Origin of the sequence: Dyadobacter sp. (assembly GCF_039919315.1) — a bacterium.
Classification (GTDB): domain Bacteria; phylum Bacteroidota; class Bacteroidia; order Cytophagales; family Spirosomataceae; genus Dyadobacter.
The window spans coordinates 38219-53295 of sequence record NZ_JBDSFX010000027.1 but is presented as its reverse complement, the minus strand read 5'-3'; the positions used below and the strand labels follow the sequence as shown (position 1 = coordinate 53295).

Sequence of the window (15077 nt, the reverse complement as noted above, 5' to 3'; positions counted from 1 at the left end):
CTATTATATGAAAAAACATCTACCCTTTCTCTACTCAGTCATTTTTCTGTGCATTACGCAGATGTCTTTTGCGCAAACGACTAAAATTTCGGGCCATATTTATGACCAGGATTCACAAAAACCGGTGTCAGGGGTTTCTATTTCGGTGAAAGGGAAAAATACCGGCACGATTACCAATTCAGAAGGTTTTTTCGAATTAAAATCATCATTACCGGCAACACTGGTCATCTCGCTGATCGGATATGCCCGCCAGGAAACAGAAGTGGCTTCGGGAGAAAACCTGCGCATTAATCTGGTACCGGCCATTGAAGAATTGAACCAGGTGGTAATATCAGCCTCCCGCGTGGAAGAAAACATCCTGCGCTCACCCGTCAGCATTGAAAAAATGGATTCCCGTGCCGTTCAGCAGACACCTTCCGCCAACTACTACGACGGATTGGTGAATATGAAATCGCTGGATATGGTGACGAGCAGCCTTACTTATAAACAAATCAACACAAGAGGCTTTAACACGACCGGTAACAGCCGCTTTTTGCAACTGGTAGACGGTGTGGATAACCAGCCTTCCGGTTTGGGTTTTGCGATGGGCAATCTTTTCGGGCCGCATGATATTGATGTGGAAAGCGCTGAACTGATCCCGGGAGCTGCCTCCGCATTGTACGGTCCGATCGCTTTCAATGGAATGCTCAATACACGCACTAAAAATCCATTTGAATACCAGGGCCTGAGTGCTCAGACGAAATTCGGTATCAATCATATCGGCGATGGTACTGACCTTGGCGCGAAACCATTGTACGATCTGGCGGTCCGTTATGCCAAAGCTTTCAATAACAAGCTGGCTTTCAAAGTGAATGCTTCGTATCTGAAAGGTACTGACTGGTATGCCAATGATTACACCGACATTGACCCTAATACACCTGCTGGCAACCGCGGACCTAACAATCCGGGCAAAAACCAGCTGAATATTTACGGCGACGAAGTAGCGCAAACGCTTCCAAACATCGGCCGCGTGTCGCGCACAGGATATGAAGAAAAAGACCTGGCCACTTACGGTGTGTACAGCCTGAAACTGAGCGGCGCATTGCATTACCGCATTACAGACAAGCTGGAAGCAATTTATCAGGGAAATTACAATCAGGGAACGGCTCAGTACACGGGTAGCAACCGTTTTGTGATCAATGATTTCAAATTTGTACAGCATAAACTGGAACTGAAAGGCAGCAATTTCTACGTGCGTGCCTATACCAATCACGAATATTCGACCAATTCCTACAATACCCGGGCTTTGGGCCAGCAGATCAACCGTACCTGGGTGAAAGATCTGGCGGGTAATACGGTAACACCCGACAAGGCCGATGCGACCTGGTTTGAACGATACGCAGCGGCTTACAATGGTGTGGTTAATGGTGTAACCCAGAAAGATCATACAGTAGCACGGTCGTTTGCTGATGAGGGAAGAATTTTACCGGGATCAGATGCTTATAGCTCCGCCAGAGAGCGGTTGATCCAGACCCGTGGGCTGGCAGGAGCAGGGATATTAAGCCAATGCAGCCTGCGCCACATTGAAGGTATGTATGATTTCAGCCCGATCTTAAAAGTGATCAACTTTCAGGTGGGTGGAAATTACCGCAAGTATTACCTCAATACCGGCGGGACGCTTTTTGATGATAAGGACAAAAACCTGACCAATGGAGAATATGGATTTTTTGCACAAGCTTCCAAATCATTGTTGAAGGATCATCTGAAACTAACCGTTTCGGGCCGATATGACAAGAACGAAAACTTCGACGGACGATTCACACCACGCGCTTCCGCCGTATTTTCTCCCACAGAAGACCACCATTTCCGTGTTTCCTACCAAACCGGTTTTCGTAACCCGACCATAGGTGACCAGTACATTAAGCTGAATGTAGGGCCGATTATCATTCTGGGAGGTGCGCCTGTGAATTCGCAGGGACTCAATGCTTACGAAAACTCGGTGACCATCGCGTCGTTCTCGCAATTTGCCAGCGCATTCGGAGCCGATATGCAGAAAGGAACGCCGTTTCCACAGGCTGTTGCGAACAATAAGGACAAACTCGTGAAATCGAATGTGCCTTATATTAAATCAGAAAAGGTAAAGAGCTATGAAATTGGTTACAAAGGTCTGATCGGCAAGAAGGTATTAGTAGACGTCAATTATTATTTCAGCCAGTACACGGATTTTATGATCAATACCGTGGTAGCGAGGGCTAAATCAAGTATTCTATTAGCGGATGGATCGGTCAACCCTGCCGCTGCCGCCGAGCTTTTGGGAGCCGACAGACAGTTATTCCAATTATATACGAATGCTGCCGACAAAGTTTCTATTCAAGGTGTCAGCGCAGGTGTTACCTATTCCCTGCCTAAAAATTACAAGCTGAATGTCAATACGACCTTCATTGATTTCAACATTAAAAACGCAGATCCTAACAACATTCCGGCTTTCAACACACCAAAATGGAAAACCAATGTGGTGTTTGGCAATGCAAAACTGACTGACAAATTAGGATTCAACCTGGCTTGGCACTGGCAGGAATCTTTCGACTGGTACGGCACATTCACAGAAATGCGTCCAGGCAAAGTGCAGGCTTACAACCTGGTGGATGCGCAGGTTAGCTACCGCATACCTAGCTTGAAAACCATTGTAAAAGTGGGCGGCTCGAACATTGGCAACAAATACATTGTGCAGGCGTACGGCTCCCCGGCAGTGGGCGGTCTGTATTATGTGAGTCTCAATTTTGATCAGTTATTCAGATAATTGGAACCATGGAGACACTGGAATTAACCAATGTAGAAGCAAAAAGCGTGAGCGGAAAATGGCTTGCGTTTGCATTGTGCGTGGTAGCCTATACGCTGAGCGGAACGGTATCGACACTCATGTCGGTGTACCTGCCGGTAGCGATTCCCGAGCTGAAAGGCGAGGCATTGTCCCAGGCACAGCTGGGTGACATAGGTGCGTATGTGAACGCAGTATACCTGTATGGCTGGATGTGCGGAGGGCTACTTTTCGGAGTGATCAGTGACCGCATCGGCCGGGTCAAATCGCTGGCGTTGGTTACTGCGCTGTATGGCATAGGCACTTGTCTGGTAACGATCGTGCCGGATTGGTACACGTTACTCGCCTTTCGTTTCGTAACCGGAATGGGCGTTGGCGGCGTGCTGCTAATCGCAACGGTGTACATTTCGGAGATATGGGAGGCCCGCAACAGAGCTGTCATGCTTGGTGTCCTGGCAGTATGCTTTCCAGTAGGGATCGTAACGACGGGTAGTCTCAATCTGATATTTTCAAACTGGCGCACGGCATTTGGTATTGGCGTCATTCCAGTGATCGCGGCCTTGCTTATTTTTCTGCTGGCGCCGGAATCCGACAAATGGAAGCATACCAAAACGGTGAAGGATAATGGTGAAGGGATTTTTTATAAAACAAACAGAGCAAACCTGATCTCGGGATCAATCATTTTCGGGTCGGTACTGATCGGTCTTTGGGGGATATTCTCGTGGCTGCCAACGTGGGTGCAAACATTGCTTGCGGCGGGCCAGGACGGACAAAAAGAACGCGGACTGATCATGATCCTCCTCGGAGTGGGCGGCATTACCGGTGGGGTATTCTCTGGGATGCTGATCAACAAATTTGGCAAGAAAATCACTTTGATGGCCACATTCGCTACTTGCCTCATTATGTGCTGCGTCCTGTTCATTACCAACAGCAGTTTTTCGAGTATCATTTACATCGAAACGGCGATGCTTGCTTTCTGTTTCGGGATTAGCCAGGGCGCATTGTCGAGCTATATTCCTGAGCTGTTTCCTGTGAATATCAGAGGTACTGCCACTGGTTTTTGTTTCAATGTCGGCCGGTTTTTTACCGCGACGGCAGTTTTTTTCATTGGTTCAATGGTGAGTGTCCTGGGAGGGTTTGGCAATGCCTTGCTGGTATTTACGATCCCTTTTTTGGTGGCGTTTATTGTAACAGCAAGGAGCAAATGATTTTTAAAAGCGTATTATCATAGGTTAATATATTGGGCAAACGGATTTGCCGTATGGTGAATCCGTTTCTTTTTTTATTGACTTACAAAAAACATAAACTGTGTATGAGCAAAATATTCTACTTCGGTATCATTGGCATCATCCTGTACGAAATCGCGAAAGTGTATTTCATCATGCCAATGCCTGGCAGCCAGCAGATGAACAGCATCGACATCGCCTATTTCCTGCATAGCTGGCGCTGGGCTTTCCGCATCGTATTCTGGGCGATGATCCTGATCGGCGTCAATTCCGTATGGAAAGGAAAAGTGAAATGGCTGGCTGCATTGCTCTTCATCATCGCGGGAGGAATCACATACGCCACCAACTACGAAATGGCGGCGGATACCATGTTTTATCAGCCCAATGAAGTGATTACCAACAATGCACCTGCCAATAAAGTGAAAACCGACCGGCTGATTATCGGTGTGGAAGCCAACGGCGAGGCGAAGGCATATCCGATCCAGTTCATTGGCTACCATCACCAGGTGCGCGACGTGCTGGGCGGGAAGCCGATCATGGTAACTTATTGCACGGTGTGCCGAACCGGGCGCGTTTTTGAACCCGCAGTGAATGGCAAGCCGGAAACTTTCAGGCTCGTGGGTATGGACCATTTCAATGCCATGTTTGAAGACGAAGCAACCGGCAGCTGGTGGAGACAGGCCAATGGGGAAGCCATCGCAGGCCCGCTGAAAGGGCAAATGCTGCCGGAAATGGCCAGTACCCAAACTTCCCTGTCGCAATGGCTGAAATTACACCCAAACAGTAAGATCATGCAGCCCGACCCGATCTATCAGGCCAGGTACGATTCCATGAGCCGTTACGAAAGCGGCAAGGGGAAATCCACATTGACGAAGACGGACACAGTTTCCTGGAAAGACAAATCATGGGTTGTAGGAATCCAGGCTGGTAAAGCGAGCAAAGCATTTGACTGGAACAGGCTTAAAAAAGACCGCATTATCAATGATAAGGTCGGTAATGTGCCAGTTGTGCTGGTGCTTTCGTCTGATAACCAGAGCTTTTTTGCATTCGATAAATCAGCTGATATCCACGATTTCTCGGCCAGAAATGACACGCTTTTCGCGGATGGTGCATCATTCAATCTACTCGGGAAGCGTATCTCAGGAAAGGGGAGCGATTTGAAGAGGATCAATGCTTACCAGGAGTTTTGGCATAGCTGGCGCACTTTTCACCCGGATACGCAGATGTAATAAAATATACTAATAAGCTTTTAATGAAAACCATCTTTTCATTTACACTCTTCGTTATTTTATTGTCAATCAGCTTTTTGCAAAATGCATCAGCGCAAACTGAAAGGAAGGAGAAGCATGATGAAAAGACTTTTGATCTGAATGAAGTAACGATCGAAGAACGGAAGAATGTAATCCGGACGGAACCACTGCCCGACGTTCATAATACCTATATTTTTGCAGGGAAAAAAAGTGAAGTTATACAGCTGGCTGGCGTAAATGGCAATATTTCGGAGAAAACAGGCAGACAGATCTTTGCTAAAATACCTGGCGTGTTCGTCTACGATATGGACGGCAGCGGCAACCAGGTCAACATTTCTACCCGTGGCCTCGATCCGCACCGGTCGTGGGAGTACAACATCCGGCAGAATGGTGTGATCACGAATTCGGATATGTACGGTTATCCCGCCAGCCATTACAGCCCGGCCATGGAGTCCATTGAGAGAATAGAATTGGTACGGGGCACTTCGTCTTTACAATATGGCGCGCAGTTTGGCGGAATGATCAACTATGTGACCAAAGGGCCGGACACGACCAGGGCATTCAGTTTTGAAAGTATCAATTCCGGTGGTTCATTCGGGCTGTTCAGTTCTTATAATGCCATTGGCGGCAAAGTGGGCAAGCTGACTTACTCGGCTTACTATCAGAAAAGACATTCAAACGGATACCGTAAAAATGCCAGATCTGATGCCGAATCACAGTTTGTGAGCCTGACTTATGAATTCAATTCAGCACTTAAAATCAAGGCGGAACTGGGCAGGTCATCTTATGTGTACCAGATCCCGGGCCCACTGACCGACGCGATGTTTGCAGCTGATCCGCGGCAGGCGACGCGTTCACGTAATTATTTCAACCCGGACATTTACGTTCCTTCCATTGTCCTGGATTGGAAGATCAGTCCGGCGACCCAATTGAAATTCACCAATTCGGGCGTTTTCGGCGCTAGAAACAGCGTCATGTTCGATGCATTTGCGAATGTGGCCGATACCATTAATCCGGAGACAAAATCGTACAAGGCTCGGCAGGTAGACATTGATAATTTCAAAAGCTTTACCTCCGAATTGCGACTGACGCACCAGTACCAGATAGCCGGTGTGCGGAACGTTGTGGCGGGAGGCATGCAGTACATGCACAACAAATTACGCCGCAGGCAACTGGGCAAAGGTACCACCGGCAGCGATTTTGATCTGACCATTACCGATCCGGCATTCGGCAGGGATATGTACCTGAAAACGCAGAACGTGGCGCTTTTCCTGGAAAACATGATCTTCATCACACCAAAACTGACGGTATCGCCGGGTATACGTGTCGAAAGCGGCGCGACGGATATGACCGGTACCATCACTTATTACGATCCTAAGACCATTCCTAACCGTATCAAACACAAGTTTCCCCTGCTAGGAATCAGTAGTCAGTACCGGATCAATACCAACAGCCGTGCTTATGCAGGCTTTTCCCAGGCTTACCGGCCTGTGGTGTTCAAGGACATCATTCCGGGATCGCTACTGGAACGGGTGGATAAAAACTTGAAAGACGCATACGGTTATAACCTCGAAGCGGGGGTCAGCGGAAACATCGGTGATGTCCTCAAATACGATGTGGGTGTATTTCAGGTGCTGATTAATCACCGGATGGGGACGGTATCCATGCGTGATGAAAACAATACTGCCTATCTTTTAAGAACCGTGACCGGCGACAGCAGAACGCGCGGCGTGGAGGCTTATCTGGAATATACTGCTTTTAAGGCATATAATAACACGACACCTACCGAGTTGTCCTTCTTTACGTCCACATCCTATTTCGATGCCGAGTATGTGAAAGGCAATGCGGTTGTTAACAACGAAAACAAGAGCGTAGCCGGAAATAGAGTGGAGGGCGTACCGACCTGGATTTCACGGAATGGCGCCCAGTTCCAGTACAAAAAGCTTTTTGTAACGTGCCAGTACAGCTACGTCAGCCCCAATTTTGCCAATCCGCTGAATACCGTTGAGCCTTCGGCGAATGGTACGATTGGGAAAGTGCCGGGCTACGGTTTACTGGACCTGAATGCCGCGCTACACATCAACAGAAACTACACATTACGGGCCGGTGTCAACAACATTACCGACAAACAATACTTCACCAAACGCCCGACCATGTACCCGGGAGCGGGTGTATGGAGCTCCGACGGACGCAGTTTTAATGTGTCATTCGGGATTAAAATTTGACTTGCTCCTAGGTATCAGGATTGAAGTTGGCATAAGACTACCGCACCATAATCCTCAAATAAATCTGTCCATTCAATGCTCTTACCGGATTTTCGGCGGACTTGGAAACATTGGAAATAGGAACAATTACATTCATTCCCGCTTGAATACGTCCTTGCCAAACGGCCGGACGGACAGCCAGCCCCGCTTTCAATGCAAAGAAACCGGGGTTGATGTATGACCGGAGGTCGCCGGGTTTTTTGACGGTAACCAATGGTCCCTGCAAAATGTTGCCAAACCTGTTTTCTGTTTCTTTTCGGATCAATACACTGTAAAAAGTACTGTAAGACAACCCGGCGTTCAATAAAAGTGGCCCGAAGACCTGGTACTGATATTGCAATGTAAAGTTCATGCCGCTGGCTTTGATCAGATTGGCATTTGTGTAAATTTTGAGCGAGTCGTTGCCACCGGTGGTGTCCGGAAGCTGCTGAACTCTTTTATTATTGCTAAAATAGGGCTGGTACGGCAAAAAACTGAATGTTAATGTGTGGCTTGCCCATTTTTTAGAAATAAGTATACCCGGAATAAGTAGGCGTGCCGGGCGGCGAACGCTATCTGTGCCGGTTAAAAGATAATCAGTGCTTTCCAGTGATGAGTTCAGGTTCCATTCCAGTCCAAAATGAACGGGCAGGCCCCTGGTACTCGTATTTTTGATTGTTTGTGCAGGAGCAGTTGTTTTGGGAGCTTTTACTTTTTTATTCAAATTTGGATAAAATGGTTTGTAGTAAAAAGGCAAGGGTGCCAGGCTGTGCATCAGATTTTTACCAGCGGGCGAAATGTCAGCAGATGCGTTCAATGATCCAGGTTCATTGTATACCTTAGCCAGGGCTGTCAAAGCAGGATTGTTGCGGCTCGTTCCATTGCTGGGGCCACTATTACTTTCGCGACCATTATCCTCACCGCTACTAATACTATTATTATCTCTGCCATCATTGTTACTACCGTTTGTTTGGCCGGACCTGAGCGAATTTCGTGCGAGACTTCGACCATTTTCTATTGAATGACGGATCGCTGTATGGTTGGATTGCGCTTTCATATCCGGCTTTTTGTTCACATTTGAAATTCTTTTTTCATGACTTTGAGATGCATTAACCTGCTTGTTATCGCGGACTGCAGGCTCTTCTTGATTTTTTGGAACAGATTCATTGTGGATATCCGCTTTTTCGTCTATATCGAATTTTTCTTTGGGCTCGTGTTCCTGGGGTATGTTAGCATTAATTGGCTTTGATTCGGAGTTCGCAAAATCTACAGTCTCGGTACCTGGGCTTACCTCTGTGGCTTTTAAAGTATCTGATGTCTGTTTCTCTTTTTGGTTCGTATTGGTGGCGATTTTTGAATCAGGACTGAGTATGACAAAAAGTGACAACGAAACCCCTCCCACCGCAGTCAGCAGCGGCCATTTGAACTGGGAAATATACTTTGTGAGTTTGCCTGCTACACTTTGAGAAACGCCCGCAGAATTCGGATACAACATATCATTCATTTGCGACCATGCGTCATCGGCCGGGATTTCCGGTTCCGGCATCGCATCATGGAGGTACTTATTGATATGTTTGTCTTTCCTTTTCACGGTTTCATCAAAGGGATTTTTCAAAAATGATTTTCAGTTTGGCCCTGCTTTCGCTCAAATGCCACTTTACCGTTCCTTCGCTGATTCCCAGTGCTTCCACGATCTCCTTGATCGAGAATCCATCCAGGTAATACAAGCCGCAAATTCTACGGGTCGCGACGGGTAATTTTAAGAGGTATACGTGAATGTCTCCACCGGCAAGCTGTTCAAAAGGGTTTTCCGCGGACTCAAAACCCATATGATCCTGTATTTCGACGTAATCGAAAAATTGCGTTTTCCGGTCCCTGAGTAATGTCAGCGCCGCATTTCTGACGGTCGTGTACATCCAGTTGAAAAACTCACCTTTGGAAGCGTCATACTGATCGATATTTTGAAAAACGCGGAGCATTCCATTGTTGATCGCGGTGAGTATATCGTGTTTTTCTTCAAAGAAGTTTTGACATAAGGCAAACAGTACCGGGTAAAATTGCCGGTACAATTTTTCCTGACTCTGACGTTCTTTCCGCCGGCAACCCGCTAATATCTGGTCTAAGTTATCCAAGCTGTTACTTTAACCGTAGTTAGCTGGCGAACAGCTAACTACGAGGACTTTATGCAAGAGGCGAACTATAATGATTTGGTTGTAAAGATAATCCCGCTGTCGTAAGGCCAGATGAATTCAAATTTTAACCCCACTTTTTTAATGGTGCCTTTATAAGTCTTACCATTGAATGTAATTTCAAGCTGGTTAGTCACATTTTCAGGAACATCATGATCAATCCAGGTTGTGGCTTTCGACGTCGTTGCTCCTGTTTGGCAGTAAGTACCGACGCTTACGCCTTGAAAATCAAGTTTATAAATGTCTCCAGCTTTATCACGTCTTACCGCCAGCTGGTTATTCAGGCAGTTGTAATTTCCTTTGGTTACCGTATTAAATGCCAGGTAATTGGCGGAGTCAGGCGAGCTGATAGGGGTAATGTAAAGCTGCTCATTTTCGACGAAACCCTGTTCGTAATTGGGCGCAACATACTCTTCTCCAATCACTTCCACATCGATAAATGTCGTGTCATAGGAAATGCTATCGATTGCAAATACCCGGTACTTTCCGGCGTTTTGGAAATAAGCCGTTGCGCTTGTTCCTCCATTGATAATGGTCTCCTCGGGTTGCACACGCCATTTTACAAACTGACTGACCGGGTTGATCACTGTAAAAACAGTTGGCTCGTGTTGTTTGATGCCGATAGTTTTTTCAGTAGCTATTCTGGTCGCGCTGGAACTGCTGTCCTCGCTGGTGCGCAGGCCTGAGGGAGTGGGTAATTCATTGTCCATTTTGCTACGCTCGCAGGCAACAAGCTGGACTAGCATTAATACAATGCACAGCAAGGCTAATTTTTCTCTTTTCATGACCAATTGTTATTTATGTTATTGAACAATGCGCCAGGTGATTCCCTGTCAATAAAATAAACTGCACGAACTGGCCAGAAGGTTGGGTACTCCGTGAAAAATATTTCCCGGCATTATTTTAATATCAGCTATCATAAAAACTATAAAACCAATGGCTGATAAAACATTAAAAGATGTAAGCGAGATCATGAAGGATCTCGATATATGCATGCTCACCACGACCACCTCGAATGGTATGCTGGCCTCGCGGCCGATGAGTAACAATGGTCAGGTCGAATACGACGGTAACTCGTATTTTTTCACCTGGGAAGGTTCGCGGATGGTGAACGATATTGAAATGGATAGTGGCGTTAATCTTAGTTTCCAGGCTGGGGAAGGCAACGATATTTTTATTTCCATCGCCGGAAAAGGAGAGGTGACCCGTTCGCGCGAGAAAATGGAAGAGCATTGGGTGGAGGAATTGAACGATTGGTTTGAAGAAGGTTTGGACACACCTGGCCTGGCGATGATCACAGTGGTAGCGAAGCAGATCAAGTACTGGCAGGGGATGGACGAGGGGGAAGTTAAATTTTAAAATAGTCAGTAAATAAATAGCGGGCGGTGGTTTATCTGGTAACATTATCGGATCAATCACCGCTTTTATGCTAAGGTTCCTACTCACATGCATTGTCCTGATTTCCTTCCTCTCAGCAGGACATTCACAGAATTATGACGAATCCAAAGTGCCGGCTTACACATTACCGGACGTGCTCAAAACGATCGATAACAAACCAGTTCGGGCCAGGGGCAGCTGGGAAAAAGTGCGGAGACCTGAAATCGTGAAGCTTTTTGAGGACAACATTTACGGCCAGATGCCCACGACATTTGACGGGATCAAATTTTCCAAAACAGCCGATGATCAGCGTGCAATGGACGGTAAGGCCATACTTAAGCAAGTAATGATCGAAGTTTTTAAGGATAGTAAAACGGTTCAGATCAATCTCGTTCTGTTTGTCCCTACGCACTCCGCAAAGCCAGCGCCTGTTTTTTTATTGATCAACAATCGTGGAAAGGAAAATACGGATCCTACTCGGGAGAAAAAAAGCGAGTTCTGGCCAGCGGAAATGGTGATCGACAGCGGCTATTCTATTGCTGCATTTCATGTGAGCGATCTGGCGCCGGACGATAAGGAGGCTTATGTGAAAGGCGTGCTGCAATTGTATCCCGATCAACTGAAAGCAGACAATGGAATGAAGGCAATAGGTGCATGGGCTTGGGGAGCGAGCCGCGCGATGGATTATTTTGAAAAGGACGTGGATATTGATCCCAAAAAAGTGATCGTAGTGGGACATTCGCGTGGTGGAAAAGCCTCGCTTTGGGCGGCGGCTGAGGATCGCAGATTTGCGGCTTGTGTGACCAATTGTTCGGGAAATTCAGGTGCAGCATTGGCCAGACGGCGGTTTGGCGAAAGGATCAGCCGCATCAATGCTACATTTCCACATTGGTTTAATACCAATTACAAAAAATTCAATGACAAGGAAGAGTTGTTACCTGTGGACCAGCACATGCTGATCGCATTGGTAGCGCCGCGACCCATCTATGCGACCAATGCATCGAAAGACCTCTGGGCTGATCCGACTGGTACGTATCTGGCATTGAAAAATGCGGAGAAGGTTTACGCTTTATTTGATGTGAAAGCGCGTTTGCCGAAAACGCCGCCGGGTATTAATGAACCAGTTTATAAATCCAAAATAGCCTATCATAACCGCGAAGGCGAGCACAATATGACTTCGTATGATTGGGGTAATTTTATCAAGTTCGCGAACTATAATTTTGGTGGCAGAAAGTAAGAGGGCGTCAAACTGGAACGAAAATTGAATGGAAATCAGAATGCGCGGATGCTTTTTAATAGTAAGAACCGCCACTTGATCTTTTTTAATGATTACAAAAACGAAAGTCATGAAACATAGCACGCTTCCAAACGACCAGGCACTGGTACTATTTACGGATATGAACGGGATTCCGAGGGAAGGAATTTATAAAAAAGGTTCGAAAGCTTTTGTCGAGGCGATAGGGGACGAAGGTCCGGAGGACACGGGTAATATTTATCCCGAAGAAGACATTGTTTCCTGGGAGTATCTCGAACAACGGGACAAGCCGAATTCGGACATTATGGTCATTCTGTAATCGCGCCGGCTAGTTTTTGATGAGGGCCTGTGGAAAATCTTCGTTCATGGGCGGGCTGGCTGTCATTCAGCAACACCGATTTGGGATTAAATGGATTGACATCAATCGTCACGACCCTGCCGGTATGTAGTCTTTGCCATTCCGGATAAGTCGCTTCGTATTTAAACCGGATAATGGTTGGATTTTCATTGGGCCGTTTGATTTCTGCGGTAACCCTCACATTGGCCATATTGAACAATGTCGGCGTAATTGCGGTGACATTCAGGATCGTGGCTTCGCATTCCTGCGCGTCACGTAGTACCTTCGTGAGCCTGCGATGCTCTGAACGGGTGATACATTCAAAGAAGAGCATCAGGCAGATTCCTACTAAGAATATGCTGGTAAGTGTGTACGTGATCATAGCTTCCATAAGGCATCTGAATTAAAGACAGGAATTGAAATAACCTTCATTCCGGGATAAAGCCAAACGTAATTATCATACGGTAGGTAGCACGTATCCAGTGGAATAATCAGTACTTTTCTGTCTACTTTTTACTACATGATAGACAACGATACCAAGCGACTTTCGAGGTTAACGGCGATCCTGACGCAGCTGCAAACCAAGAGACTCATTACTGCAACGGAGCTGGCCGATCGGTTTTCGGTTAGTGTACGCACCATTTATAGGGATATCAGGGCGCTGGAACAGGGTGGTGTGCCCATTGTAACGGAGGAGGGAAAAGGGTACTCGCTGCTGGAAGGGTACAGGCTGCCGCCGATCATGTTCACCGAAACGGAAGCGAATGCATTGATCACCGCGGAACAACTCGTGCTGAAAAACAAGGACGCTTCGTTCGTAAAAGAATATTCCGAGGCTATCGGCAAGATCAAGGCAGTCCTCAGGCATCACGACAAGGAGAGTGCAAATTTGCTTGCGGAGCGGGTTTTGTTTAGCCACAATGTAGAAAACGATCGAACGAGTACGCATCTATCTGCATTGCAGCTGGCCCTTACCCGTTACAGTTTATCACAGATCGATTATTATTCACCCGATTCCAATGAAACTACCAAACGGACCGTCGAACCGTTTGCATTATTGAGCACGCAGGAAAACTGGTTGCTAGTGGCCTGGTGCCGTCTACGTAAAGCTTTCCGGACATTTCGTCTGGATCGGATCCGAAGCCTGACCATCCTTCATGAGCAATTTGAACCGCACAAAATAACGTTGAAAGAGTATTTTGAAATTTCTCAAAAAAATTCCTGATACCCCTGACATAAGGCTGTCACTGGGGTATTTTATTTTTGTAGGGTAATCAATATCACAACTAAAAAACAACAAACGAAATGGCTAACGGACAAACATTAAGAGGCATGGCTACGGTAAATTTCTGGGCCGCCGACATGAAAGCAGCAAGGGCATGGTACTCAGAATTGTTTGGTATCGATCCTTATTTCCAACGTCCCGACGCAGATAACCCTGCGTACATTGAATTCCGTTTGGGCGATTACCAGCATGAATTTGGCATCATTGATAGCAAATGGGCACCCAACGGAGCCGGATCAGGCGCACCAGGCGGGGCCATTATCCATTGGCATGTAGACGATATCAATGCGGCATGGGAAAAGCTGCTGGCGGCCGGAGCGACTCCATACGACCCGATTACCGTTCGTGGACCTGGATTTACGACTGCTTCGGTGGTTGATCCGTTCGGTAATGTACTGGGAATCGTGTATAATCAGCATTACCTGGATATTCTGGAAGGAAGGAAAGCATAACCGGGAAAGATGATCATTCAAAACTAAAAGCTAGCTGAAAACGATGGAAACGAAAAACGATATTCCGGCGCTTTATGCCGAAACCCGTGTGGAATGGCGTGACTGGCTGGAAAAAAATGGTCGGACAGAGAAGGCTGTCTGGTTGATCATATATCACAAGAAGAGTAGTAAAACCAGTGTTTATTATCCCGAATCCATTGAAGAGGCGCTTTGTTTTGGGTGGATCGACTCCAAATCATTGAAACGCGACGAGGATAGCAGCTACCTGATGTTTACGCCAAGAAAAGCGAAAGGCAAATGGAGCAGCGTTAACAAAGAGCGGGTCGATAGAATGACGGCGGAGGGATTGATGACCCCGGCTGGGCAGGCAACCATTGATCTTGCCAAAAAAACCGGGACCTGGGACGCGCTGGTTGATGCAGAGAACGGCGTGGTACCCGACGACCTGCAAAAACTGCTTACCAGGAATGAGGTCGCAGAAAAACACTTTCAGGCATTTCCTAAATCGGCAAAAAGGCAAATTCTAGACTGGATTTCGAGTGCCAAAAGACCTGAAACCCGTGAGCAGCGGATCATTCAAACCGTTGAAATGGCTGCTCATAACCAGCGCGCGAAGGTGTAGACACCTCCGCGCATGATTTTTCAAACACTGATAGGTTGGCCGAC

14 protein-coding genes are annotated in these 15077 nt (G+C 46.9%); 10 read left to right on the top strand and 4 right to left on the bottom strand.

Annotation, left to right across the window (positions count from 1 at the left end):
• Positions 1-7 precede the first annotated feature (7 nt).
• The 4 genes from ABIO93_RS08190 to ABIO93_RS08175 all read left to right on the top strand — a co-directional run bounded on the left by ABIO93_RS08190 (position 8) and on the right by ABIO93_RS08175 (position 7498).
• Positions 8-2779 carry a TonB-dependent receptor gene (locus tag ABIO93_RS08190; protein WP_348066381.1) on the top strand — a complete coding sequence of 924 codons (2772 nt, stop codon included), beginning with the start codon at positions 8-10 and terminating at the stop codon, positions 2777-2779.
• A gap of 8 nt (positions 2780-2787) precedes the next feature.
• The gene (locus ABIO93_RS08185) at positions 2788-4005 is read left to right on the top strand and encodes an MFS transporter (RefSeq protein WP_348066379.1); all 1218 of its coding nucleotides are present in this window, start codon (positions 2788-2790) and stop codon (positions 4003-4005) included.
• 104 nt (positions 4006-4109) lie between these two features.
• Positions 4110-5252: a DUF3179 domain-containing (seleno)protein gene (locus ABIO93_RS08180; protein ID WP_348066377.1), complete on the top strand. Its 1143-nt coding sequence runs from the start codon at positions 4110-4112 to the stop codon at positions 5250-5252.
• A gap of 23 nt (positions 5253-5275) precedes the next feature.
• On the top strand, positions 5276-7498 hold the full coding sequence (locus ABIO93_RS08175; RefSeq protein WP_348066375.1) for a TonB-dependent receptor: 2223 nt from the start codon (positions 5276-5278) through the stop codon (positions 7496-7498).
• A gap of 37 nt (positions 7499-7535) precedes the next feature.
• Here ABIO93_RS08175 and ABIO93_RS08170 read toward each other — a convergent pair whose 3' ends face one another.
• The 3 genes from ABIO93_RS08170 to ABIO93_RS08160 form a co-directional block, all read right to left on the bottom strand.
• The gene (locus ABIO93_RS08170; protein WP_348066373.1) at positions 7536-9131 is read right to left on the bottom strand and encodes a hypothetical protein; all 1596 of its coding nucleotides are present in this window, start codon (positions 9129-9131) and stop codon (positions 7536-7538) included.
• Positions 9115-9648 (bottom strand): sigma-70 family RNA polymerase sigma factor, encoded by a 534-nt coding sequence (locus tag ABIO93_RS08165; protein ID WP_348066371.1) that lies wholly within the window; start codon positions 9646-9648, stop codon positions 9115-9117. Before ABIO93_RS08165 ends, ABIO93_RS08170 begins: the two co-directional genes overlap by 17 nt.
• 65 nt (positions 9649-9713) lie before the next feature.
• Positions 9714-10490: a hypothetical protein gene (locus tag ABIO93_RS08160; RefSeq protein WP_348066369.1), complete on the bottom strand. Its 777-nt coding sequence runs from the start codon at positions 10488-10490 to the stop codon at positions 9714-9716.
• Positions 10491-10641: 151 nt separating this feature from the next.
• On the opposite strand from ABIO93_RS08160, the gene ABIO93_RS08155 reads away from it, so the two are divergent.
• The 3 genes from ABIO93_RS08155 (at position 10642) to ABIO93_RS08145 (ending at position 12656) form a co-directional block, all read left to right on the top strand.
• Positions 10642-11064 carry a pyridoxamine 5'-phosphate oxidase family protein gene (locus ABIO93_RS08155; protein ID WP_348066367.1) on the top strand — a complete coding sequence of 141 codons (423 nt, stop codon included), beginning with the start codon at positions 10642-10644 and terminating at the stop codon, positions 11062-11064.
• 67 nt (positions 11065-11131) lie between these two features.
• Complete coding sequence (locus tag ABIO93_RS08150) at positions 11132-12319, top strand: acetylxylan esterase (RefSeq protein WP_348066365.1); 1188 nt, start codon at positions 11132-11134, stop codon at positions 12317-12319.
• 109 nt (positions 12320-12428) lie between these two features.
• The gene (locus ABIO93_RS08145; RefSeq protein ID WP_348066363.1) at positions 12429-12656 is read left to right on the top strand and encodes a hypothetical protein; all 228 of its coding nucleotides are present in this window, start codon (positions 12429-12431) and stop codon (positions 12654-12656) included.
• On the opposite strand, the gene ABIO93_RS08140 is transcribed toward ABIO93_RS08145, so the two are convergent.
• Entirely contained in the window at positions 12646-13065 is a 420-nt protein-coding gene (locus ABIO93_RS08140) for a hypothetical protein (protein ID WP_348066361.1), read from the bottom strand. The two genes, ABIO93_RS08145 and ABIO93_RS08140, sit on opposite strands and share 11 nt — an antisense overlap.
• A 129-nt stretch (positions 13066-13194) precedes the next feature.
• Here ABIO93_RS08140 and ABIO93_RS08135 point away from each other — a divergent pair, with 129 nt between their 5' ends.
• The 3 genes from ABIO93_RS08135 (at position 13195) to ABIO93_RS08125 (ending at position 15033) form a co-directional block, all read left to right on the top strand.
• On the top strand, positions 13195-13899 hold the full coding sequence (locus ABIO93_RS08135) for a YafY family protein (protein ID WP_348066359.1): 705 nt from the start codon (positions 13195-13197) through the stop codon (positions 13897-13899).
• Positions 13900-13979: 80 nt separating this feature from the next.
• Positions 13980-14411 (top strand): VOC family protein, encoded by a 432-nt coding sequence (locus ABIO93_RS08130; RefSeq protein WP_348066357.1) that lies wholly within the window; start codon positions 13980-13982, stop codon positions 14409-14411.
• Between the two features lie 43 nt (positions 14412-14454).
• Entirely contained in the window at positions 14455-15033 is a 579-nt protein-coding gene (locus ABIO93_RS08125; protein WP_348066355.1) for a YdeI/OmpD-associated family protein, read from the top strand.
• The last annotated feature ends 44 nt before the right edge of the window (positions 15034-15077 follow it).